Source organism: Bradyrhizobium sp. BLXBL-03 (genome assembly GCF_051853015.1).
In the GTDB taxonomy this organism is placed as follows: Bacteria; Pseudomonadota; Alphaproteobacteria; order Rhizobiales; family Xanthobacteraceae; genus Bradyrhizobium; species Bradyrhizobium manausense.
In genome coordinates, this window is the sequence record NZ_CP182470.1 from 8,359,397 (window position 1) to 8,380,225 (window position 20,829).

The 20,829-nt window shown below is 58.4% G+C and carries 27 protein-coding genes and 1 pseudogene; 23 read left to right on the top strand and 5 right to left on the bottom strand.

Features of this window, described 5'->3' with window-relative positions; all coding sequences use genetic code 11:
• Positions 1–212 precede the first annotated feature (212 nt).
• From ACNJX9_RS39305 to ACNJX9_RS39385, 17 genes and pseudogenes are all read left to right on the top strand, one after another.
• Positions 213–1,250, top strand: coding sequence for a hypothetical protein (locus tag ACNJX9_RS39305; RefSeq protein ID WP_439407403.1), 1,038 nt, complete (start codon positions 213–215; stop codon positions 1,248–1,250).
• A gap of 369 nt (positions 1,251–1,619) precedes the next feature.
• Positions 1,620–2,195 carry a cytochrome P460 family protein gene (locus ACNJX9_RS39310; protein WP_439407404.1) on the top strand — a complete coding sequence of 192 codons (576 nt, stop codon included), beginning with the start codon at positions 1,620–1,622 and terminating at the stop codon, positions 2,193–2,195.
• A gap of 98 nt (positions 2,196–2,293) precedes the next feature.
• Complete coding sequence (locus ACNJX9_RS39315) at positions 2,294–2,824, top strand: DUF1993 domain-containing protein (protein WP_439407405.1); 531 nt, start codon at positions 2,294–2,296, stop codon at positions 2,822–2,824.
• A gap of 223 nt (positions 2,825–3,047) precedes the next feature.
• Positions 3,048–3,449, top strand: a complete 402-nt coding sequence (locus ACNJX9_RS39320; RefSeq protein WP_439407406.1) for an SPW repeat domain-containing protein — start codon at positions 3,048–3,050, stop codon at positions 3,447–3,449.
• 85 nt (positions 3,450–3,534) lie between these two features.
• Positions 3,535–4,308 (top strand): MFS transporter, encoded by a 774-nt coding sequence (locus tag ACNJX9_RS39325; RefSeq protein WP_439410219.1) that lies wholly within the window; start codon positions 3,535–3,537, stop codon positions 4,306–4,308.
• Positions 4,309–4,334: 26 nt separating this feature from the next.
• The gene (locus ACNJX9_RS39330) at positions 4,335–4,865 is read left to right on the top strand and encodes an MFS transporter (protein WP_439407407.1); all 531 of its coding nucleotides are present in this window, start codon (positions 4,335–4,337) and stop codon (positions 4,863–4,865) included.
• A gap of 179 nt (positions 4,866–5,044) precedes the next feature.
• On the top strand, positions 5,045–5,464 hold the full coding sequence (locus ACNJX9_RS39335) for a cupin domain-containing protein (RefSeq protein ID WP_439410220.1): 420 nt from the start codon (positions 5,045–5,047) through the stop codon (positions 5,462–5,464).
• A 500-nt stretch (positions 5,465–5,964) separates the two neighbouring features.
• Complete coding sequence (locus tag ACNJX9_RS39340) at positions 5,965–6,480, top strand: Dps family protein (RefSeq protein ID WP_439407408.1); 516 nt, start codon at positions 5,965–5,967, stop codon at positions 6,478–6,480.
• A gap of 377 nt (positions 6,481–6,857) precedes the next feature.
• Positions 6,858–7,130 (top strand): hypothetical protein, encoded by a 273-nt coding sequence (locus tag ACNJX9_RS39345; protein ID WP_439407409.1) that lies wholly within the window; start codon positions 6,858–6,860, stop codon positions 7,128–7,130.
• Between the two features lie 20 nt (positions 7,131–7,150).
• On the top strand, positions 7,151–7,975 hold the full coding sequence (locus tag ACNJX9_RS39350) for a hypothetical protein (RefSeq protein ID WP_439407410.1): 825 nt from the start codon (positions 7,151–7,153) through the stop codon (positions 7,973–7,975).
• A gap of 281 nt (positions 7,976–8,256) precedes the next feature.
• Positions 8,257–9,213 carry a cupin domain-containing protein gene (locus ACNJX9_RS39355; protein ID WP_439407411.1) on the top strand — a complete coding sequence of 319 codons (957 nt, stop codon included), beginning with the start codon at positions 8,257–8,259 and terminating at the stop codon, positions 9,211–9,213.
• 243 nt (positions 9,214–9,456) lie between these two features.
• On the top strand, positions 9,457–10,077 hold the full coding sequence (locus ACNJX9_RS39360; protein ID WP_439410221.1) for a nitroreductase family protein: 621 nt from the start codon (positions 9,457–9,459) through the stop codon (positions 10,075–10,077).
• Positions 10,078–10,111: 34 nt separating this feature from the next.
• Complete coding sequence (locus tag ACNJX9_RS39365) at positions 10,112–10,657, top strand: carboxymuconolactone decarboxylase family protein (RefSeq protein WP_439407412.1); 546 nt, start codon at positions 10,112–10,114, stop codon at positions 10,655–10,657.
• Positions 10,658–10,701: 44 nt separating this feature from the next.
• On the top strand, positions 10,702–11,349 hold the full coding sequence (locus ACNJX9_RS39370) for an FMN-dependent NADH-azoreductase (RefSeq protein WP_439407413.1): 648 nt from the start codon (positions 10,702–10,704) through the stop codon (positions 11,347–11,349).
• A gap of 111 nt (positions 11,350–11,460) precedes the next feature.
• The gene (locus ACNJX9_RS39375; RefSeq protein WP_439407414.1) at positions 11,461–11,970 is read left to right on the top strand and encodes a DUF3788 domain-containing protein; all 510 of its coding nucleotides are present in this window, start codon (positions 11,461–11,463) and stop codon (positions 11,968–11,970) included.
• Positions 11,916–12,329, top strand: a pseudogene (locus ACNJX9_RS39380) (Ku protein); the annotation flags it as partial. The gene ACNJX9_RS39375 and the pseudogene ACNJX9_RS39380, both read left to right, overlap by 55 nt.
• Before the next feature lie 21 nt (positions 12,330–12,350).
• Positions 12,351–12,596, top strand: coding sequence for a hypothetical protein (locus ACNJX9_RS39385; RefSeq protein ID WP_439407415.1), 246 nt, complete (start codon positions 12,351–12,353; stop codon positions 12,594–12,596).
• 214 nt (positions 12,597–12,810) lie between these two features.
• On the opposite strand, the gene ACNJX9_RS39390 is transcribed toward ACNJX9_RS39385, so the two are convergent.
• The 3 genes from ACNJX9_RS39390 to ACNJX9_RS39400 all read right to left on the bottom strand — a co-directional run bounded on the left by ACNJX9_RS39390 (position 12,811) and on the right by ACNJX9_RS39400 (position 14,093).
• Positions 12,811–13,146, bottom strand: coding sequence for a hypothetical protein (locus ACNJX9_RS39390; RefSeq protein ID WP_439407416.1), 336 nt, complete (start codon positions 13,144–13,146; stop codon positions 12,811–12,813).
• A 217-nt stretch (positions 13,147–13,363) separates the two neighbouring features.
• Positions 13,364–13,900, bottom strand: a complete 537-nt coding sequence (locus tag ACNJX9_RS39395; protein WP_439407417.1) for a GNAT family N-acetyltransferase — start codon at positions 13,898–13,900, stop codon at positions 13,364–13,366.
• Complete coding sequence (locus tag ACNJX9_RS39400) at positions 13,881–14,093, bottom strand: hypothetical protein (protein ID WP_439407418.1); 213 nt, start codon at positions 14,091–14,093, stop codon at positions 13,881–13,883. The genes ACNJX9_RS39395 and ACNJX9_RS39400 overlap by 20 nt, the downstream gene beginning before the upstream one ends.
• Before the next feature lie 235 nt (positions 14,094–14,328).
• Here ACNJX9_RS39400 and ACNJX9_RS39405 point away from each other — a divergent pair, with 235 nt between their 5' ends.
• Positions 14,329–15,579, top strand: a complete 1,251-nt coding sequence (locus ACNJX9_RS39405; RefSeq protein ID WP_439407419.1) for an nSTAND1 domain-containing NTPase — start codon at positions 14,329–14,331, stop codon at positions 15,577–15,579.
• 136 nt (positions 15,580–15,715) lie between these two features.
• Here ACNJX9_RS39405 and ACNJX9_RS39410 read toward each other — a convergent pair whose 3' ends face one another.
• The gene (locus tag ACNJX9_RS39410; RefSeq protein WP_439410222.1) at positions 15,716–15,904 is read right to left on the bottom strand and encodes a hypothetical protein; all 189 of its coding nucleotides are present in this window, start codon (positions 15,902–15,904) and stop codon (positions 15,716–15,718) included.
• Positions 15,905–15,961: 57 nt separating this feature from the next.
• Here ACNJX9_RS39410 and ACNJX9_RS39415 point away from each other — a divergent pair, with 57 nt between their 5' ends.
• Positions 15,962–16,324, top strand: a complete 363-nt coding sequence (locus tag ACNJX9_RS39415) for a hypothetical protein (protein WP_439410223.1) — start codon at positions 15,962–15,964, stop codon at positions 16,322–16,324.
• 189 nt (positions 16,325–16,513) lie between these two features.
• Here the strand turns inward: ACNJX9_RS39415 and ACNJX9_RS39420 are convergent, their stop codons facing one another.
• Positions 16,514–16,777: a hypothetical protein gene (locus ACNJX9_RS39420; protein ID WP_439407420.1), complete on the bottom strand. Its 264-nt coding sequence runs from the start codon at positions 16,775–16,777 to the stop codon at positions 16,514–16,516.
• A gap of 314 nt (positions 16,778–17,091) precedes the next feature.
• On the opposite strand from ACNJX9_RS39420, the gene ACNJX9_RS39425 reads away from it, so the two are divergent.
• The 4 genes from ACNJX9_RS39425 (at position 17,092) to ACNJX9_RS39440 (ending at position 20,820) form a co-directional block, all read left to right on the top strand.
• Positions 17,092–17,277 (top strand): PRC-barrel domain containing protein, encoded by a 186-nt coding sequence (locus ACNJX9_RS39425; protein WP_439407421.1) that lies wholly within the window; start codon positions 17,092–17,094, stop codon positions 17,275–17,277.
• A gap of 2,084 nt (positions 17,278–19,361) precedes the next feature.
• Complete coding sequence (locus tag ACNJX9_RS39430; RefSeq protein ID WP_439407422.1) at positions 19,362–19,865, top strand: hypothetical protein; 504 nt, start codon at positions 19,362–19,364, stop codon at positions 19,863–19,865.
• A 161-nt stretch (positions 19,866–20,026) separates the two neighbouring features.
• Entirely contained in the window at positions 20,027–20,329 is a 303-nt protein-coding gene (locus ACNJX9_RS39435) for a hypothetical protein (RefSeq protein ID WP_439407423.1), read from the top strand.
• A complete protein-coding gene (locus ACNJX9_RS39440) occupies positions 20,326–20,820 on the top strand; it encodes a hypothetical protein (protein ID WP_439407424.1) in 495 nt (164 codons plus the stop codon). Before ACNJX9_RS39435 ends, ACNJX9_RS39440 begins: the two co-directional genes overlap by 4 nt.
• The last annotated feature ends 9 nt before the right edge of the window (positions 20,821–20,829 follow it).

The window sequence follows — 20,829 nt, forward strand, 5'->3', positions numbered from 1 at the left end:
CGCATGAGAACGGACAGAAGCGCGCAGTGCGCTGGCCAGACTCTGCGGAAGCTTTGGTCGAAGCTGCCATCATCCGTTGCCTTGACACAGTTCGGAGCATTCACTAGCTCGACCCCACGGCCCGCAAGGCAACATGCCAATGCAAGTTTTCAAAACTGACTTGGAGGTCGTCTCGTACTCCGGTTTCTTTGTTGTGGCTTTATAGGTCTGTGATGGAAGCGTTCGTTCGACGGCAGAACCGCAGGAGGCTTCTCGAGAAGCAATTTGACTATTTGGCTCTGGTTCCTGCGGCAACAGCGATCAGTTATCCATTTCTGCTCAATGCTTTTCATGCCATCGTCGGCGCGCAGGCCGTAAGCCCGCCACCGCTCGCAATCGCCAGCGCGACCTTTATCCTGATCGCTGCGTTCGTGGTGCCGATTCTTGGCATCGCTCTGGCTTGTCGTCCGACGTTCACTGCCGGTTCAAGACGCCTCGCCTATGCCAGCGTGGTGTCGCCAACGCTCTATGTCTTTCTTGGCGTTGTCCAAACCTTGATCAAAAGCCCTATTCCCGACGAGGTCGTCTGGTGCGCGATTTGGCTCGCAATCGCGATGTGGTCGCGGTCTGCCCGCGATCCGGTCGCTTCAGCTGTGCCTGCAGTCGCTAGTTGGCGGGTGGTCCACGGGGTAACGGCCGCGATCCTATCCCTTTATGTGGTGTTTCATCTCACCAATCATCTGTTCGGCTTGATAGGGCCGGATGCGCATGCGGCCGTTATGAGAATTGGACGCGTGGTTTATCGCTCTGCCGTAGGCGAACCGCTGTTGGTGACGGCCATGCTTTTCCAGGTCGGCACCGGCCTCTTTCTGGCATGGCGCTGGAGTGCCGCAGCGCATGATTTCCAGCGAACCTATCAAGTGGCTTCGGGAGCCTATCTCTCACTGTACATTCTCGGCCACATGAACTCGGTGGTCATCTATGCGCGAATCTTTCTGGCCATACCGACAGATTGGAATTTCGCGATTGGAGCCCCGACTGGGCTCATTCATGACGCATGGAATATCCGTCTGCTGCCTCACTACGCGCTCGGCGCCTTCTTCGTCCTGAGCCACCTTGCTTCAGGGCTGAGAGTGGTGCTGATTGCGCATGGTGTCGATCACCGTAATGCCAATCGCCTTTGGAGTGTCAGCGTCGCGATGAGCGCTATCGTCGCGGCTGCTATTATCGCCGGAATGTGCGGCGTCCGGATCAGCGCATTGGCTTCGTGACTTGCGGACGTCATTATAGCGGTTGCATACGCCGTTCTGCATTAGGACGCGGGAATCCCAGACCCTGTGGCCTGCCGACGCCCACGCGGTGATTGACCTCGCCGATTTGCTGTCATTTGACCTCAAGGCGCTGTTGTATGGCGCGCTCCTTGACGGCTGATCGAAGACGGACGGGACGCACGCGCACAGCGCTCTTGGACAACGATACCCCGCGCTTATTGAATGCATGTCCAAACGGAATTTCTCATTTCGCCGCCTGCGTCCGATCCTGAGGTCCACTGGGTCGGCCGAACACACGGCAGCCTCGACATTAATTGAAGCCCTTGCGCGCAGCCGTCGTGCCGCGCGCGGGCAGCAAAGGAGCGCCCAATGAAATTATCGAGGACTGTCGGCCTGACTGTTGCCATTTCGCTGGTCGCCGGCACCGTCTCGGCGCTCGCTCAGATCACCGGGGCGGCTCCGGCTGGCCTAACCGCGAACGTGGTGGACGCCGCCGGGCACCTGCGCGTACCGACGGACTACCGAACCGTCTACCAAGCGCTTGGGAGTTGGGCGATTGCTTCCGACAGCAATCAGGGCTCGAAGGAAATGCACACCGTCTACGCATCCCCGGGGACGATAGACGCCTACCGGAAGACGGGACAGTTCCCGGACGGCGCCGTTCTGGTGAAAGAGGTATTCGCGACCTCGACGAACGAGATGACCACCGGCACAGTAAGCCACGCCGACAAGCTTAAGGGCTGGTTCGTCATGGTGAAAGACAGCAAGGGAACACATCCCGGCAACCCGTTGTGGGGCGACGGATGGGGATGGTCATGGTTCGACGCGGACAAGCCACTCAAGACTACCACTACCGACTACCACACCGATTGCCAGGGGTGCCATGTGCCCGCCAAGGCCACCGACTGGATTTACGTGAACGGATATCCCGTCCTGCATCACTAGGCGGCGGCATGCGTAGGCGCTCGCCTCGCTGATGTTTCGTGGAGGCACTGTCGAGTCCCGGCCATATGGTGTGGCAAGCCGTGAGATAGGAGGAGTCATTGATCTCGGTCTATGACATCACAGTCCCCGTCATGGTGCATGGGCTGAACGTAATGGACGACTATCTTGACCACGCCCAAGCACTCGAACGGACCAAGGCGTTTGAGCCTGGGAGGATTCTTGGCGAGCGGCTCGCGCCCGACATGCTCACTTTCGGAGAACAGTTCTCCGTAAGCTGCAACAAGGTCGAGGCGCACGTGGCGAAGTTGATGCAGCACGATCCGCCAGCACCCAGTAAAACCCCGATGATGTATCCGGCGTTGAAAAGACGGCTCCTTGAGACTCGCGGTTTCCTGCAAAATGTGAAGCCTGACGAGATTTCCGGCGCGCAGTCCCACACATACGAACTGACGCCGCCTATCGTGCGCGGGTGGTTCGGCGGCGAAGACTACATCCGGCACCTAGTGCTGCCCGACTTCTTCTTCCACATCTCGATTGCGCACGCGATCCTCCGGCATCTTGGAGCGACGATCGGGAAGCGTGACTACCTCGGCAACCTCACTCAGCAAAGCGGCGGTGATTACTCGTAAGAGGCGCGCTTCCATGGCGCGGGGCGAGTGGAATGGAAACCATAACGACCGGACATTTCCAAAGGTTAGCGTGCCGGCATAGCTTTTCTGTGCATCTAACCGGGCTGACCTGTGACGTTGTGCGGGGTGCCTGCCAGCATAGGGCGGTGATCATCCTCTTGCCTGGATGCACTCTCCGCGTCGCAAGGAACCGGTCGAGCAACCAACAACGTAGGAGTCACTGATGTCGTTCCGCTTCATCACCAAGTCTATCCACGCCTACCTAATCGATTATCCCGTCGCGATCGTCTTGATCGGAGCGCCGTTCGCGCTGAAGCTCGGCCAGAGCGGACCGGTCGCAATGTGGCTTTCGGTTGTCGTCGGTGTCGCGGCGCTACTCTTGGCCGCCCTGACCGACCATCCAACCGGGCTCGTCCGCATCATTCCCTACTGGCTCCACCTTTGGGTCGATCGCGCCGTCGGGGTCGTGTTTATCATCGCTCCGTTTGCCTTCAAATTCGTTGGGCTCGACGCCTGGTACTACTGGGTCCTCGCCGCCGCCGTCCTGCTCACGACGTCAGTCCTTAACGCGTCGGAGAAGCCCCTCGCGGCGCGTTCGCGATTGGACACGCGCGCGGCGAATTGAAGGGCTGTGCCGGCGTCGAGCTCGTCGGCTTCGAGCTCGCGCCGCGCAGCGCTCGACCCAACCTGAGGATTAGGTCGTGAGCAGCATGTCCCTGATCGTGACCGACCGCAGCCTGGCGCTCACCGAGCCTAAGTCTGTTGGCGCACAGGGCAGCACGAAGGTGCTCGCCGCGTCGAGCCTGGGCAGCGGCCTCGTATTCGTCAGCAGCGCCGTCGTCACCGTCGCGCTCGCGGCGATTGGCCGAGACATGCGCCTGTCGCCACTTGACTTGCAGTGGGTGTTGAACGCCGAGCTCCTGCCGCTCGCGGCCTTGACCTTGGTCGCCGGCGCCCTGGGTGACCGGTTCGGACAGAAGCGGATCTTCCTCGCCGGGATCGCTCTCTATGGCCTGGGCGCGACCGTGATCGGGTTCGCGCCGAGTTTCGCCCCACTCATCGTCGGCCGCTTCCTGCAAGGCTTGGGCGAAGCCTTGATCTTGCCCAACGGCCTGTCCGTACTTGGGCAGGCCTTTCCCGCCGACAAAAAAGCACGTGCGGTCGGCATCTGGTCCGCCGCCGCGGCTGTCGCCAGCGGCATCGCGCCCGCAATCGCCGGCGCGATCCTCGATCACGGGTCCTGGCGGACGACCTTTTTGATGCTCCTGCCCGTCGTCGCCGGCGCGCTGGCTATCGGTACCGCGTGGATACCCAAGGACTCCCTGACCAGCCACGCCCGGATCGACATCGGTGGCGCGGTCTTTTCGACAGTCGGGCTCGGCGGGCTGGGCGCGGGGCTGACCAGCCTGACCAACGGTTCCGGTGTGAATTTTTGGGTGCTCGTCACCCTAATCACCGGTCTGGGCGGCTTAGCGTCATCGTAACCGAACGGCGATTAGGCGACAACGCCATGCTGCCCCCGGCCCTCTTCGCCTCGCGGTCGGTTGTCGGCGCGAACCTGTTCACTGCGTTCCTCTACGGAGCGTTCACGATCATGCTAACCTTGATCCCGTTCGTGATGATCCGGGGCGCGCACCTGCCGACGCTGGTGGCGGGCCTGGCCTTCATTCCCCTGCAAGTGCTGATTACGGTCGTCTCACCACTTGCCGGCATGCTCTGCCGCCGGTTCGGCCGGCGATTGCCGTTGTTCGCCGGCGGCGCCGTTGTTGCCTTGGGATGCGCCATGGCGCTCCGTGTCGATTCGAACGCGACCTATTGGGCGGACGTCTTCCCCAGCATCCTGTTGCTGGCGCTGGGCATGCGCCTGGCGATCGCGCCGCTGACGACCCTCGTCCTCACGTCGAGACCGATCGCGCCGGAACCGCGTCTGGCGTCAACAGCGCGGTCTCGCGCGCCGGGTCGCTCTTCGCCATCACCTTGCTTGGCGGCGTCCTGCGGCAGGGCGGTCCTCAGCTGTTCTCGGGATTCCATATGGCGATGACTGTCGCCGCCGTCGCCTGCGTTCTCGCCACGCTCGCGGTGTTCGTTATCGAGCCGGGGGCCCGACGCGACTTCATCCCGCGAGACTGACCCGCTCGGTGTCCGCAATCGGCAGGCCGGCAAGGCCGGGAGGAAACGATGAAGAACGAAGACCAACCTACAGGCAGAAGGAGAAAGCCCATGAAAATCCGAACCATCATCGCCGCCGCCTACGCGGCCCTCGCCTTCTCGATGCCCGGCCCCATCTACGCCCATGATAGCGGAGCGCAAACCGTCACGAAGAACTTCGAGGCGGCCATTCCCAATATCCCTGGCAAGTCGCTGATCGCCGTGGAAGTCGATTACGCGCCCGGCGCGGCCTCCGTGCCCCACACCCACGCGAAGTCGGCTTTCATCTACGCCTATGTGATTTCGGGCGCGATCGAGTCGAAGGTGAATGACGGCGAGACGCGCATATATCGGGCGGGCGAGACCTGGTTCGAACGGCCGGGCGCTATCCATTCGATCAGCCGCAATGCGAGCAAGACCGAACCGGCAAAGCTGCTCGCTGTCTTCGTCCTCGACAGCAATGACACCCCTCTGACGACGCCTATCAAATAAACCTTCAGGCGCGTTGAGATGAACGAGGGCCGTCTTCGCATGCGGCTGGCCTGCCGGCCGTCAATGCATTGTCCGTCGAGCAAGTTACACTTCACGCGGGGTAGCGGAGCCGCAGCAGCTTCACTCGAACCTCCGGAAGCACTACGGGACTGACCCCTCAACTAATGAGATTACTACTCGAGCGCTTGCTCCGACCTCCCGCGCGAGGGTCGTTGGCCTCTGAAAGCTTCAGACGCGTGCGCCGGAGAGAATGAAAACGATAACGATCCGACATTTCTAACGGCGCGCAGACGCGAATACCCTCCTCAAACACCATCATCGATTCTTGGTGCCAGCGCGGGTGGTCAATCGAACACAACGCGGTCGATCCGCCGTTCGACCATGTCGCGTAACGTCAAGATTCGAGTCCTTGCAAACGCGCTGACTCTATTTCGCAAAAATTCCTCTAGAGCCACCCCAGCGAATAGCCAGTCTGCATTGACCCCGAAGGAGAGATCAAAATGAGTAGAGAGGACGCGAGAAAGCGCCGCGAGGCACCACTCGACACGCCGAGCAATCTCGGCTCCAATGCCACCAGGGATATTTCGGCCGCCCTCACTGTGCTTCTGGGGGACGTGTTCGCGCTTTACGTCAAGACCAAGAACTTCCATTGGCACATATCAGGCCCGAATTTCCGGGATTATCACCTCCTTCTTGATGAGCAGGCCGCGCAGATTTTTGCGATGACGGACGACATTGCGGAAAGAGCCCGCAAGATCGGCGGCACAACGATCCGGTCGATCGGCCACATCGCCAGGGTGAAGCACATCGAAGACAATGATGCGCGTTTCGTCACGCCCGAAGACATGCTGGCCGAGCTGAAGGAAGATAACCTGGCGCTCACCCAGCGCATGCGGCAGACTCACAACGTCTGCGACGAGCATGGCGATGTCCCCACGGCCAGCCTGATCGAAAACTGGATCGACGAGGCGGAACGTCGCACATGGTTCCTGTTCGAGGCGAGCAGGAGAGCTTGACCCCGAGCGCACGCCACCCGCGAAGCCCGAGTGACTGCTTACGCTCCCCCTCTTGGACTTTGACGTTAGACTCGTTGGCTTGAACTGGCATTTTGTGGGCGCCTACAGAACGTTCTCTCCATCGATACGCGGCCGTCCAGTCAAACCCATCGGACATCCTTCCGGTGCTGAAAGCGATAATGCGCCATGAGGAGGTGCGACCTTCCCATCAGTCGCAAGGCCCTCGCGGGCGGGGCCTAAACCTTGGGTGCGCTCTTCTCAGCCAAAGGACCGATGAGGATCAACCTCTGCGTAATGGCTTGGCCCATCTCTCGGAGACTACGCTTGGGATAACGGCCGTTGTGTTGAGCGGCAAGAGAAATACGAGGAATTCATCGATGACAACATTGGGTGCAGCCGCATTTTCGAGTTTTGCTCGCAAGACGGCCGAGACAGTCTCCGACGTCGCCGTCGTCGCTCACAATCTGGTCAGGGACATACGCGACACCTACCGGCCCGAGTTGCACTACATGCGTGGCCCCGGCCCGAAATGGCGCGCCAAGCATCTGCGTTGGCTGAGATTCGATTCTGAAGCTGTATCGCCGGACGGGCCGTACCAGCTGTCGCCAGTACATATGCGCCGTCGTGAGGCGGCTCATTCCACCCGATAGCCAGTGAGGGAAAGAGATTCATGCTCGCTCGCCGAGCGACCATTCGAGCTTGGACGTTGCTCAGCGTCGCCTCCTGTTGCATCGCATTGCTCGACCTTGTAGCCATGCCGGGCCACTCGGCGTATGCCGGCGCCCCCCTCGAAGAGCGCCAATTGAAGATGAAGTTCAGCTGGGTCGCTTGCCAACCGAATTGCCGAGGCTGGATCAGCGCGGTCGGGATGGTCACCGAAGAGACCCCAAGCGATTTCGATGCTTTCGCGCTCGATCGTCGGCTCGAGGGCGAAACCGTCGTGTTGGATTCCGGCGGCGGCTCGGTTAACGACGCGATCGCGCTCGGACGGCGGTTCCGGGCGCTCGAAATGTTCACGACCGTCGGAGTTAGCGTGCTTAGCCCCAGCGCACTGGGCGAGCGCGCCCACGTGTCGCCGGAGGCCTCCTGCGAATCAATGTGCGTTTTTCTGCTGCTGTCAGGTAAGGCGCGTTCCGTGCCTAAACAAGCGCATGTCCGCGTGCATCAGATCTGGATGGGCGACCGCGCCGACAATGCTCAGGCCGCGAGCTACAGCGCATATGATCTCATGATCGTTGAGCGCGATATCGGACGTCTCGCCAAATACACCTTCGACATGGGCGGCGCGGGTGATCTGTTGTCACTGTCGCTAAACGTTCCGCCATGGGAAGATTTACATGAACTCTCTCGGGAGGAATTGCGAGCGACTAATCTCATCACTACCGACAAAGTTGTTCAGCTGGGCAGCCCCAACGCAGCGGTGGTCGAGCTGGCGCCCAAATCGCTACAGGGGATCTTCGTGAGCACGGCGGCGGCCTCTGCTGGGCAAGAGTAGCGAGTAGCCTCCAGAAATGTTGAGGGCTATCGCAAAGGGCAACACCTTTCCTGACATCCGCCGCCTCCGCAACGACCGAATGTCCGTCCTCATCGATGATCTCGACCAGCATCATTCGAATTGACGCGACCGCATTCGAAGATCTTGCGGTCAATGACGATGACGCTCCGTTTGAGGCTCCCACGATTCGGAGGCGCAAGCTATGCAGTTAATTTCGACAATCGGTCTGGATATCGCGAATTCCGATATACTACGCGATCCGGCCAAGGTAGCGAGATCTTATGTCCCAAATCGATTGGCTTAGCCATCTCCTGCAACTGATCACCATCACCGGCCAGCTCGAGGTCCGCTGCGCCTACGGTGCGCCGTGGCGTCTTACCTGGGGCCGGGCAGCGGCGAACGAGATCCCTTACCACGTCATAGTCAAGGGCCGGGCCTTTTTAGAGAATCCGGAGACGAGAACGGCGCGGGAGCTGGTGAGCGGGGATATCGTGCTACTTCCTCATGGTGCGGCGCATGTGCTGCACGACGGTAGTGGGCAGACGCCAATCCGTACACGCGAAAGCGTAGGCTCTGGCGGATGGATGTTGAGCGAGAACGATGGGCAGGGTGAGCAACTGGATCTGATGTGTGGGCGATTTTTCATTACGCCACCCCATGATCGGCTGATCCGCAACTACATGCCCGCGGAACTGGTCGCACGGGCTATGAACAGCAATGGAGAAGACGGAACCGGCTCCGCTTCGAACCAACTGGCCAGCTTGGTGGGGCTGATGCGAATGGAGTCCGCCGGTGATAGAGCCGGAGGACGTGCTATTCTCGACGCACTTTCTTCAGCCCTGTTCACCCTGGTATTGCGCTCGGCGAGCGAAGCCGAGAAAGCGCCCGAGGGCCTCTTGGCCCTCGCTGGTCATCCGCGACTGGCTCCAGCCATTGCGGCGATGTTTGCCGATCCAGCGCGGTCTTGGAAACTGCCTGATTTGGCGGAGATGTGCGGCATGTCGCGCGCTACGTTCATGAGGCACTTTCAAGACAGGCTAGGTTGCTCCGCCCTCGACCTGCTGACCGATCTCCGCATGAGCCTGGCCGCCAACGAGTTGAAAAAACCTGCCATCAGCACCGAGGCTGTGGCCGATACAGTTGGGTATCAATCCGTGTCGGCATTCCGGCGTGTATTTGCCGAGAGAATGGGGATGACACCGGGGGAATGGCGCCGAGTGGCACACAAGGGTGAGTAGAGCCTGGGTCGGACGCGCGCCAGTTTGATCCTTTCGCGCATCGTATTGAGCTGATCCAGTCTCGAGATTTCCATGACCAGCCGTAAGTTGGGCTCCGTCATCACTTGATGAAGGAGCCACCTAATGAACTGCACCACCACAGTCGCCGATCCCGCAGCCTGCCCAATCGCTGAGATCATCCCGCAGGCCAAGACGGGCGGAAATACTCCCGCATCCCAACCTTCCCATTCGCTCACCCAGCCGATGCCGACGAACGTCGTCATTGAAACCATTCTAAGCCGCAGTGCCGCCAAGTACTACGACCCTACCGCCACTCTGGGCGACGATCAGATCCGTGAGTTGGTGCGGATCGGCACGTCCGCGCCGACATCCTTCCACCTGCAGAACTGGCGGTTCATCGCCGTCCGTACGCCCGAGGCCAAGGCTCGGCTCCATCCGATTGCCTGGAAGCAGCCCGCGATCCTCGACGCTGCCGTTACCTTTATCATCATCGGGCAACTGGCCGATGCCAGCACCGTTCCCGATCGTCTGGCATCTGTCGTGGAAGCCGGGATCATGCCGGCGCACCTAGTGTCGGATTGGGAAATCCCTGCGCGCGGACTGTATGACGATCAGCCCCAGCGGCAGCGCGATGAGGCGGTACGCTCAGCGACCTTCGGCGCCGCGGCGATCATCTATGCGGCTCGCTCTTTGGATTGGGGTTCGACGCCGATGATCGGCTTCGACGCCGAAGCCGTGCACCGCGAGTTCGGTCTGGCCGAAGACGAAGTGCCGGTCATGCTGCTGACCGTCGGGCCGGAGCGAGCAGGCAACTGGCCGCAGAAGCCCCGCATGCCGGTGGCTGACGTGCTCGACTTTGCATAATTCAAAATCAACTCGAGAACTTATGGAGACTACGATGGCAAGAACTGTTGCTCTGAAGCAAGAACAGGTGCCGGTTGAATCGAAATCGACCCTCGATGCGTTCACCAAGAACATCGGGTTCACCCCAAATATGATGGCGGCCTTCGCGCAGAGTCCAATCGCATTCAACTCTTGGGCCACCCTGCTCGGCTCCCTGAGCAAAGCGCTCGACGTGAAGACACGCGACAGTATCGGACTCGCAGTTTCCGAGGTGAATGGTTGCAACTATTGCCTGACGGTTCACAGCTTCACAGCCGAGCACATGGCGAAGCTATCGGCCGATGACATCATTCTTGCCAGAAAGGGCCATGCCAACGACCCGAAGCGGCACGCCGCCGTCCAGTTCGCACGCAAAGTAATCGAGACGCGCGGGCACGTCAGTGATGCCGATCTGAAAGTGGTCCGCGAGGCCGGCTACACCGACGCGAACATCATCGAGATCGTAGCATTGGTGGCCATGTACTCGCTGACGAACTTCTTCAACAACGTTTTCGATCACGAGAAGGACTTTCCGACCGTCGCGCCGGCCGGCTCGATCTGAGTTTGGTCCCGTCGCAATCTCACGAAGCAATTGGAATCGATCGCATGAACATCCTCCATATTGATTGCAGTCCGCGTCAGGATTCGCATAGCCGCCAGCTTTCGGCGGCGATCGTCGAAAGGCTTCTCGAGGTTGCGCCCGGGGCGAGCATCACTCGGCGTGATTTAGGGACTGAACCCTTGCCTCACGTCGTGGCGGATTACGCGGTCACGCTGTCTTCGCCGGCCACGTTGGCGGCTCCGCCGAAGGGTGCTCTGGACGTTTCCGAAGCGCTTATTCAGGAAGTCGAGGCGGCCGATGTGATTGTCATCGGAACGCCCATGCACAACTTCACCATTCCCTCGGTCCTCAAGGCCTGGATCGATCAAATTCTGCGCGTCGGTCGCACGATGAAGTCGACGCCGTCCGGAAAGGTGGGAATGCTTCAGGATCGTCCGGTTTTCATCGGCGTCGCTTCCGGTGCCATCTTTTCTGGCGAGCGAGCCAATCAGCCCGATTTCCTCACGCCGTACCTGACGCTGGCGCTGAACTCCATTGGGCTGAAAACCCTGCAATTCCTCCCGGTACAGGCCACCGCGTTTCTTGACGGGGACAAGGCCACGTCAGCGAGGGACAACGCTCTTGCCGCCATCGACCTTACGGTCATGGGAGAGCTTCGAGGCGTCCTCGATCGTGCTGCAGTGCTCTCGTGATGCCCTCCTGCTCTGGGGACGGTCGCACCAGCAGCATTCAAGAGCGCGCCTCTTGGCACGCTGCATCATAACCCGCCGGCCTCCGCCGGACTATGAACACGAGGTCTTTCGATGATTTTACCTGCCGGTACGCTTCCCCAAGTCGGCGACAGGATCACCGACAAATCAGCACCGCCCGATGACAGCGCCGTACGCAATTGGCTCGGGTCAGATGCGTTCGAGCATTGGGCTGAGCTGCGGAACTGGATCGACGAATTCTACCCTGGAATTTTCGCGCCGGACTGGCTCTACGGTGGCAAGAATCGCGGTTGGTCTCTGCGCTACAAGAAAACCAAGGCGTTCTGCACCTTGGCGCCGGAACTCCGAAGGTTTTCGGCTGTCGTGGTGATGGGTGGCGCAGAACGTGAGAAGTTTGAGGAGCGGCGCTATGTCTGGCGGCCGCAATTGGTCAAGCTCTACGATGAAGCCAAAACATACATCGACGGGAAATGGCTGACGGTTGCCGTCTCATCGGCAGATGATCTGCATGATGTGACGAAGCTTCTGACTATGAAGCGCCCACCAGATACGAAGTTCGTAGCGAGCAGGAGTATTTCGACGAGATCCAGGACGTCAAAGTGACGAAGGACATGCTCGATCTCGCCAGGCACATCGTGAACCAGAAGGCGGGGCGGTTCGAGCCCGAGAAGTTCGAGGACCACTACGAGACAGCGCTCATTGACCTGATCAACAGGAAGTGCGCTGGCAAGCCGATCACTCCGAAGGAGCGGCCGGCGGCGACCAACGTGGTCGACCTGATGGAGGCGCTGCGGCGGAGCGTCGGCCGGGAGGCCGCGCCGGCGAAGGCCGCAAAGTCGGCCAAGAAACCGCGCAAGGCATCGAGTGGTCAGAAGAAGATGCTGATGCCGATCGAGGGCAAGAAGTCCAAGGAGACGGCGGCGAAGAAGTCGGCGGCCAAGCCGCAGCGGAAGTCAGCGTGAGGTCGGAATAGGAGGGACCGCATGGATATGAAAGAAGTCTCTGCGATGACCGAAGCCTCTGGCCTGGTCGAAGATGAGGAAGCCATCGGCGCGGCGCAGCCGAGCCGCCAGAGGGAGTCAGCCGAGACCCGAAGGTCGCTGAGACAGCCTTCAAACGAGGTGGCGCTGCGCTGGGCCGAGCGGCTGCGCAAGGTGACGGTACAGGCCCCATTGGCTTCGCTCTTCGTCGCATTCCTACTCGGCACCTGGGTCGCGCGCCGGCGCTAGGGCCAAGCCGCAGGGCTGCCGACAACCATGGCGAGGAAGCTCAAGACACTTCAGACGTCACTGGAATTCTACAATCACGCAATTGCGGCGCCGTCGCTGAAGGTGACGCTCGAGGCTTGCGACGTCCATGATTAGCGACCGGCGCCAGACGCAAGCAAAGGGCTCGTTGCTCACGTGATCGGAAGTATGGGCCAGGGTATGGGCCGCCAAACAGCTACTTTCGTGAGGTGATGAAATTCAAGGATTTTTCGGGCTGTATGGCGGAGAGAGTGTCCGCCAATTTGCTCAGATAGGTCCACAAAAATAGATCGTTCCCGAAGGCGGCCTGCCGTACATACACTTTTACATACACGCCATCAGGCGCTCGGCCAGTTTGAAATTGCCTCTTGGCGTTCACACACGCCTTGCGCGGCTTGTAGGGCAGGTGCGGCACGCGGACCGAGTTTGCGACGATCCGCGAGTTGGTGACGCGATCATTGCACATGCCCGAGCCGACCGGGCGGCGCGGGCACCACGGCGAGTGCTGTGAACGGAGCGTGCGAATTGACATCAAAGGCCGTCTGGCCACGCTCTGCGGCAATCCGGCCCTGTTCCGAACGTGGCTATGTCGGGGGGATCGCTGGGAGCGGGGGAGCGCTACCTACGTCCCCCCCCAACAGGACCTGCCTGAGTTTGTGATTTCGGCCGCATAGACCAGCACCGCAAGGCTGATGAGGCGTCAGAGCGCGTTCCACGCCGGGATATCCCTTGCAAGAAGGTGTATCGGATTATGAGGCCTTATGCAGGTCGATGAATAGCACAGGCTCGCGCCTCTGCTTATTTTGGCGCGTATCAAGAAGACTGAAGCCCTGCTTCAAATAAAAGTTCACTGCCTGCTGCTTGGAGTCAACCGCAACAAAGCGGCATCCGATTGCCGGGCAGATGATGTCCTTTGCTGTGCCTAGCGCCAGTTGAACGAGATAAGTACCAAGCTTCACATCTCGGTATTTCTCGTGAACGGCTAACCGGGCAATTTTCAGAGCCGGATAGCTCTTATAGTTGTATTGAATATCCGGCTCGTCCAAAAGCGAGCGGTCGCCCTCCAACACAATCTCTCCAGAGACCAAGGTGATATAACCAGCGACCTTGCCGCCCTGCGCAGCGTCGAATGCAGCGTAGGTCCGGGCCAAGTTTCGTTCGTGATAAGCCTTTGCGTGCTTCTGAAGAAAGATTTTCAGCGGCGTAAATGCCGAGTCGCCTAAAGAAAGGCCAGTGAGACGGTCACTGGCCTTTATTTGTCTGATCTCAAGCTTCGGCTTTGACAACCAAACGCCCCGACGAAGATTGCGTAAGCGTCAGGGTCCCACTGGTGTTCAACTTACGTACTAGGGCGACGCCTGATTTGAGACTTTTGGTTGCGGCAGGCTTTGCCTTCCCGTAAACAGCCAAGTTCTTGAACTTTTTGGCGTCTTTGCCGGTGAGCGTCACACGGCCAAAAGCGTGTGATTTGATACCCATTTCGATTTCTCCCGCTCCACGCGCAGCCAATACCACGCACCAGTCCCTTTGACACAGAACTGGGCAACGCAACGTGGCGTTCCCGCGTCAGGATTTCAATACATGGTTAACGTCGACTTACCCGACAAAATCCGCGGCTTACAAGCTAAATGTGGATAGTCGAGCAGCGATCTTGACGCAACTAGCTGGATTCGGCACGTAACTTGGAACATTTTGGGAATTACTAGGAACCTCGATGACCGCCAGCAGCCCAGCGATCAACTTCCATCAGCTCGCATTCGAAGCTGGCAAAATCTTCACGCCGGGTTCCCCCCTGAACGAGCGAGAGCTCTTCGCGGGCAGATCAGATCAAGTTGCCCAGATTATCGGTGCGATTTCGCAAAAAGGATATCACGCGGTTCTGTATGGAGATCGAGGTGTTGGTAAGACGTCATTGTCAAATGTGCTTATCGAGTTTCTAGAGGACGTTGGGCAGCACACGATGGTCATGCCACGTGTGAACTGCGACGCTTCGGACGACTTCAGCTCTCTCTGGAGAAAGGTATTACGCGACGTATCGCTCAGCAAGACTCAACAGGGCGTGGGCTTCACAGCAAAACCCATTGAGCTGAACGAGGATGTGCTCGATCTGCTTCCCGAACAGGTCGCGCCAGATGATGTACGTAGAGCAATCAGCCACCTCTCCGATCAGTTTTCAATGGTCATCATCTTTGATGAGTTTGATCGTCTTAAGAACCCAATTACCACAGTCATGATGGCTGACACGATCAAGTCATTGTCGGACCATGCCGTGGACGCGACAATCATGCTGATCGGCGTTGCCGATTCAGTGGATGCATTAGTGGGAGAGCATCAATCTATTGAGCGGGCTCTAGTGCAGGTGAAACTCCCCAGAATGTCTCAGGCTGAGGTAGAACAGATCATCACGAAAGGCACCGCTAAGCTAGGACTGACCATCAAGCATGATGCCTTAAAGGAAATTTCGGCCCTATCCCAAGGGCTTCCGTATGTCACTCACCTGATTTCTTTGCATGCGTGCCGAGCGGCATTGAACCGACAATCACTTGACCTGACGTTGACTGACGTCCAAACGGGCGTGCGAAATTCTCTTAGCCAATGGCAGCAGTCAGTCATAACGACCTATCATACTGCCACCCACAGTCATCAGCCGGAGCATCTCTTTCGAGAAGTTCTGGCGGCTTGTGCATTGGCTGTTCCTGACGCTACCGGTTATTTTACGGCCGCGTCAGTTCGCCATCCCCTCCGAGTCATCACGGGAAAGACCTATGACATCCCTAATTTCGCACGTCACTTGAATGAATTCACGAAGACAGAGCGCGGAGCTATCCTTCAAAGGACCGGCGAAACTCGAAAAATTCGATATCGCTTCAGCAGCCCGTTGATTAAGCCGTACATCATTATGCGGAGCGTTGCCGATGGTCTTCTGACGCGGAAAAAGATGGAAGTAATCGAGCGCGAGGGCTGAATGTAGCCGCTAGAGGGGGGCACGGCCGGGCGGCGCGGCACCGCTATGCTATCCCGGCGATGTTACATCGGCGATGATTGAAGCCTATCGAGGCGGAATTGCCAATCCATAGCTTGAGAGAGCAAGAGCTGTGTAGCTAATCCAGCCGCTGGTGAGGAGGATGAACCTCACTCATCTGCTCCAATCGCAGCTCCAGCCGCTCATTCAGCAGCATCAGCGCTCTGAGCGCACCGCGCCAATCACCGTCGCAAGCTGCGACGATCTCATCGACCGCAAGCTCGTATTGCCCGGGCCGCTCGGGATGAGCTTGACGCCGGGCTGCAATGACGGGAACTTAGGACGACCTGCCTCGGTTGATCGTCAACAGTTCCGGAGTTGCGTCATGCGTAGCGCGCCGTCGATCGTGCCGTCCGACCGTCTCGATCGAGATATCTATCTAGTGTTGGAGGATTTCGGCGCCCGCGCCGGCTGCGCTTGGCGAGAGACAGACGAGGCAGACACGGATCGAGAGACAGTGCTGCGCGATATTCCTTCCGAGCAATACGCCTATCCACTGCGGTTCGTGGTGTTCAATGCCGTTGAGGGTTGGTCACGAGACGCCACAGCGGAGATCGCGGACGAACTAGCGGAGCGGGCGGCCGACGACTCCTACGCGGCTTCCCCGCCGCTCCAAGCCTTCATCAAGGCCAACGCGACCAGACCCTTCGCCGTGCAGCTCGCGTTGCCGCTGCGCGAAATTGCCTGAGGATGAGTTCTGTCCCAGATAGCAGCGTTGGATTTTGAGCATCCGCGCCACCTGCTCACCGGAATTCGGTAGCCGCCGCCGGGATGAACCCCGCTGGTCAGCCGGTCTGGAAAACACAAAGTCGCGCCGACAGAAAATGGGCGCGACTTTCTCGACGACGAACCCGGTCGGGAACGTGCTGTTGATTACTTACTTCTCTTTGATAACGGTCGTGCTGCTGCTACCAACTGTCCCTTCCTCGCAGACCTTGGTCTGCTTGATGCGATCTTCGGCTTCCACGCGGCTCTTGAAAGCCATCGGACCGATCTGTGTTACGACCTCCTTGTCCGCCGGGCGTGTGGTGGTAACCGTGCATTGGCGGCTCGGACCTTGGACGACATAGTACTCATCGGCCAGTGCTGGGGCGGTGCATCCGATGATTAGTACGCCAGCAAGAAGAAGTGGTGCCTTCATTGTCGCCTCTCTCTGTGTTCAAGTGCTGCCGACCGGCGCGATCAAGAAGCGTCACGTGCTACGGCGGACACGACCGCTCATGCTCGATCCATTCGGCGGCTCTGTAACTCATTGCGGACTGCAAGAGTTCCGAACGGCCACGTCTGTGGTGAAGATACAAGTAAGACCCAAAGGGATTGCCTCAGAATTCAATTCACGCGTCCTGGAACTCCCCGATTGCGTGCTCGCGTCAAAATACCAGAGTGGTAGAATACAAGAATTCGCACCAAGCAGAGTGCATCGTGAGTGCTGCAAGGACCGGCGACGCGCGAGCGATGAACATCTTGCGCGAACTGCACGAAGCCGAGACGGAGCTAGTCGGCAAGACTGTCGTTTTGACCGACGGCAAGGCTGGCACAATTGATCACGTCTTCCTCGATGATGAGCACGGACTTCGAATCTCGGTCGCGGGACATGAAGGTCGCTGGCCGATTTCGACGGTGAAACACATCGAGGGCTGATCGGCCGTGCGCTGTGGCAGCGTACCCTCCCAGCAGCGCGCGCTCGACGACTTGCGATCCAATCAGTGAATGGTTGACTTCACCGGGTCTGCCGATTGATCGAGAGCTGTATTCTCCTCGGCCTCTCGCACTCGGCCTCGAAGGGTCTCAAGTTCGGCAAGCTGAGAAAGCAGCGCCTGAGCGCGCAGGCGCAGGACAACGCGGTTGTACGCCCGCTTACGGTTACTCATTGCACGCCCCCGATGTTTATACAGTTGGCCGTGGGTCGGCTTTCATCACCGTGTTGCAGCCGGATCAAGCGAGCTAGTCGAGCTACCGACGTTGCATTCGCGGAAGTGGGACGACAGCTCAAGCTCAGCCAAGTGCTCCCAGCATTGCGCGTCCGCGAGGAGTTTCCATTTGTTCATGCTGTTGTATGCGGCCTGTTGACGGCACAGAGAACCCATCGCGCGCAAGCGTCGCACCTTCTACACTGCGAACCTCCTTCGAGCTTGTTCTTCGCAAGCCATTGTTTGTGTCGGATTGAAAGTCTCGCAGATTAAAATGACGAGTAAAAGTCCAGTGTTCGACAGGTTTAAATGACAGCGCAATCGTCTGACTTTTCAACGGCGTCGCATTTTCAGAATGCGCCTGATTGCTCCGATGCTTCGAGCAACGTTGGCCGCGCTGGTCGAGGCGGCAAGCGTGGCCTGCGAGGGGGCATCGTGATCACAACAAACAAAACGTTGATCAATAGCCATAGCCCAAGAACTAGGAGGACGGTCCGCACGCCTCGGGCTTTACTTGCTAATGCGGGGATACGAGCGCGGCAACGCTAAACGCCACTATGCAGGCGGCGGCTAGTGACCAGAGCGCTATGGCGATCTCTCTAGGCATGGTGCCCAACATCACGCGCCGCACTACGGTTCTTAGCGCGTTATTTAATGAAGTAAGATGCTCGTAACGACTAGGGCGACCAGTAGTGCGCCACCCACGAGCGCGATGGCAAAACAGACGCGCGCCAGGATAGAATAGGTGTCGAAATGGGGTTCTCTGATAATCACGCCACGGCTCCTCCCCTGTTGGAGTGCACCGGCAGTCTTCATGGATGGAACCACTGAATCCCTTTCTTGGACGGCGTTTAGTCAATTCAGTTCCGCAGTGCATCAGGCGACTGCGAAAACCACGCCCCAAATAGTCAGTCTCGCTTACGTTCTTGGCGAATTAACTGATTTAAATTCTTTTAATTTATTTAATGCATGCTAATTTAATGCCTCCACAATCGCAGGATGGCCGCTATGCCCGCGGAAGACGAAGATCGGCGTGAATTTCTCAAGACTTGCGGAAAATTCGCGGCGGTCGCGCCGCCAGCCGTGACGATGCTGCTTTCCACCACGTCAAACGCTATTGCGCACTCCGGAGGTGGAGGCGCCCGTGGCCGCGAGCATCACGAGCATCATCATCATCACCACCGCGACTAGGCCATCTTTAGCGTCTACTTCAGATTGATTTGTGACGATCTATTTTCAGACGAGGACGCATGAGCGTCAAAGCAATCCATTCTCCGAGACCAGATGAGGCCGCGTGGGGAGCGCGATGGGGAAGATGATCTATCTACGATCATCACTCGGGGGTCACCGTCGTGGCCGCATTTTCATTGCGAGGTGTACATGAAGCGAATTCTATTAGTGATGTTTCTATGTTGTTCGACGGCGGCGAATGGAATTGAGTTTAACTGCGAGAACGAAAGGAAACCGCAGTTGAAGGAGCTGTGCGAGTCCATCAACCAGATCAACCGATCGTCCAAGGCGATCATGGATGAAGCAAAGGAAAATTGTCGCGATCTTTGGAGAATGTATCAACGGGAAATCCGCATAGGAAATGTGAACGTATACACAGAAGACACTCTCCGTAAATGTGAGCGGATGTATCCGGGCGTGTTTGACTGAATGATACGGCGCGGAGGTTTGACGTTATGATGGACATCGAGAGGACAACAAGCGCGTTTCCATTGCGAGATGGTCAAGATCACCCCGATGCTTCCACGGAGTGGGATGTAACAACCGCGGCAACACGTCAACGCCGCACGGAGGTCGGGGACCAACATGCTTAAGTTCCTTGGATTGGTATTTATCGTTGGTGTGATAGCTCTCTTCGCAGCTGCCCATTTTGCATCTGATCCACCGCGCCCGCCATCGAAATACGCAGCGTTATCCGTCGAGCAAGTAAAGGCTCAATCAGCCAATATCAGCTATGAGCAGCTTGCGCGATCTCCGACAGCTTACACCGGACAGCTTGTCACCTTCAGGGGCAAGGTTGTTCAGGCAGTGCAGAGCGGGCTCGATTACGCGCTTCGCGTGAACGTTTCGCGCGAAAAGTACGACATTTGGCAGGATACGGTCTACGTGGACTATCGAGCCACATCCGGGAGCGAGCCGCGAATTCTAGGTAATGACGTGGTACAATTGTGGGGCGAATTCACCGGCATTAAGTCTTACAAAGCTGTTCTAGGTCAAACCATACAAATTCCTCATGTGGTTGCTCGCGCGGTTGTCCCGTTTGCCATTACCGACCGCTCCGGCAATAGACAATCTGACGCTAGACCCTGAGACAGGACTGTCCTCGTCCAACCCAAGTGAAGGTCCATGGCGGCGGGCCGGACGAGAACCCGTGTACTGGACGATTTCGTTTTGCCTAGGGCTGCTCGCATCCAGGGTTGGCGCCGGGGGGTTGTTTCCTCACTCATACCAAGACAAGAGGGTGGGATGAAATGAAATTGCAACTAATTGCACTGAGCCTGCTGATTGCGGCCCCGAGTGCGGCCGAGACCTACAAGGACTACGAGTGCCAGTATCTCGGCAAGTTGTTCGACAATTGCGCGGTGCCTGAGAACAGGTGCGATCCTCTTCCACCGGAGCAGCGCGGGGGCGGCATGAGCCGGGCATGGTCCCAGCTCGCAGACGCACACCCGAAGTTTAACTGGGAAAGGCTGAACACGCTGTGCAAGCGGGTGTGTGACGGCAAACTCACACCAGACGCGGCGCTTCATCGCTACTGCGCGGAGCGGCAATGATCGACGTCGAGTTTATCCGGGCGAGCTATCGTCCAAACCGAATTACTACGCTGTTCGTCGGCGAGAGCGCACCAGCCAGTGGCGATTTTTTCTATTTTGGCAACAATGCCATGCTACAACACATGAAACGTGCCACAGAAGCCGTACTGGGCGAAGGCGACGATTTTCTTGATCGCTTTAAAAGCTTCGGCTGGTTCCTCGATGATCTCGTGCTCACGCCGGTGGACAAGTTGGCGCCTCCAGAACGTAGAGCAAAATGCGTCGCCGCGACGAGTAGCTTGAGAGATCGTATTGTCGCGTATCGCCCGCTCGCCATCGTTTCCATGCTCGTCAGCATCAAGCGCATTGTTGAAGCGGCGGCAAAAGCGGCTGGGAGTAACGCCCCGGTATATGGCGTGCCATTTCCGGGCATGGGTCAGCAAGGGCGTTTCCATACCGAGATGATCAAAATAATCCCCTTACTTCCGCGAGAATTCAACCGGAGCGGATGACCGTCAACT

Coding starts and splice junctions, on each gene's coding strand:
- ACNJX9_RS39305 (WP_439407403.1), top strand. CDS start 213: ATGGAAGCGTTCGTTCGACGGCAGAACCGCAGGAGGCTTCTCGAGAAG.
- ACNJX9_RS39310 (WP_439407404.1), top strand. CDS start 1,620: ATGAAATTATCGAGGACTGTCGGCCTGACTGTTGCCATTTCGCTGGTC.
- ACNJX9_RS39320 (WP_439407406.1), top strand. CDS start 3,048: ATGTCGTTCCGCTTCATCACCAAGTCTATCCACGCCTACCTAATCGAT.
- ACNJX9_RS39325 (WP_439410219.1), top strand. CDS start 3,535: ATGTCCCTGATCGTGACCGACCGCAGCCTGGCGCTCACCGAGCCTAAG.
- ACNJX9_RS39330 (WP_439407407.1), top strand. CDS start 4,335: ATGCTGCCCCCGGCCCTCTTCGCCTCGCGGTCGGTTGTCGGCGCGAAC.
- ACNJX9_RS39335 (WP_439410220.1), top strand. CDS start 5,045: ATGAAAATCCGAACCATCATCGCCGCCGCCTACGCGGCCCTCGCCTTC.
- ACNJX9_RS39340 (WP_439407408.1), top strand. CDS start 5,965: ATGAGTAGAGAGGACGCGAGAAAGCGCCGCGAGGCACCACTCGACACG.
- ACNJX9_RS39345 (WP_439407409.1), top strand. CDS start 6,858: ATGACAACATTGGGTGCAGCCGCATTTTCGAGTTTTGCTCGCAAGACG.
- ACNJX9_RS39350 (WP_439407410.1), top strand. CDS start 7,151: ATGCTCGCTCGCCGAGCGACCATTCGAGCTTGGACGTTGCTCAGCGTC.
- ACNJX9_RS39355 (WP_439407411.1), top strand. CDS start 8,257: ATGTCCCAAATCGATTGGCTTAGCCATCTCCTGCAACTGATCACCATC.
- ACNJX9_RS39360 (WP_439410221.1), top strand. CDS start 9,457: ATGCCGACGAACGTCGTCATTGAAACCATTCTAAGCCGCAGTGCCGCC.
- ACNJX9_RS39365 (WP_439407412.1), top strand. CDS start 10,112: ATGGCAAGAACTGTTGCTCTGAAGCAAGAACAGGTGCCGGTTGAATCG.
- ACNJX9_RS39370 (WP_439407413.1), top strand. CDS start 10,702: ATGAACATCCTCCATATTGATTGCAGTCCGCGTCAGGATTCGCATAGC.
- ACNJX9_RS39375 (WP_439407414.1), top strand. CDS start 11,461: ATGATTTTACCTGCCGGTACGCTTCCCCAAGTCGGCGACAGGATCACC.
- ACNJX9_RS39385 (WP_439407415.1), top strand. CDS start 12,351: ATGGATATGAAAGAAGTCTCTGCGATGACCGAAGCCTCTGGCCTGGTC.
- ACNJX9_RS39390 (WP_439407416.1), bottom strand. CDS start 13,146: ATGTCAATTCGCACGCTCCGTTCACAGCACTCGCCGTGGTGCCCGCGC.
- ACNJX9_RS39400 (WP_439407418.1), bottom strand. CDS start 14,093: ATGGGTATCAAATCACACGCTTTTGGCCGTGTGACGCTCACCGGCAAA.
- ACNJX9_RS39405 (WP_439407419.1), top strand. CDS start 14,329: ATGACCGCCAGCAGCCCAGCGATCAACTTCCATCAGCTCGCATTCGAA.
- ACNJX9_RS39415 (WP_439410223.1), top strand. CDS start 15,962: ATGCGTAGCGCGCCGTCGATCGTGCCGTCCGACCGTCTCGATCGAGAT.
- ACNJX9_RS39420 (WP_439407420.1), bottom strand. CDS start 16,777: ATGAAGGCACCACTTCTTCTTGCTGGCGTACTAATCATCGGATGCACC.
- ACNJX9_RS39425 (WP_439407421.1), top strand. CDS start 17,092: ATGAACATCTTGCGCGAACTGCACGAAGCCGAGACGGAGCTAGTCGGC.
- ACNJX9_RS39430 (WP_439407422.1), top strand. CDS start 19,362: ATGCTTAAGTTCCTTGGATTGGTATTTATCGTTGGTGTGATAGCTCTC.
- ACNJX9_RS39435 (WP_439407423.1), top strand. CDS start 20,027: ATGAAATTGCAACTAATTGCACTGAGCCTGCTGATTGCGGCCCCGAGT.
- ACNJX9_RS39440 (WP_439407424.1), top strand. CDS start 20,326: ATGATCGACGTCGAGTTTATCCGGGCGAGCTATCGTCCAAACCGAATT.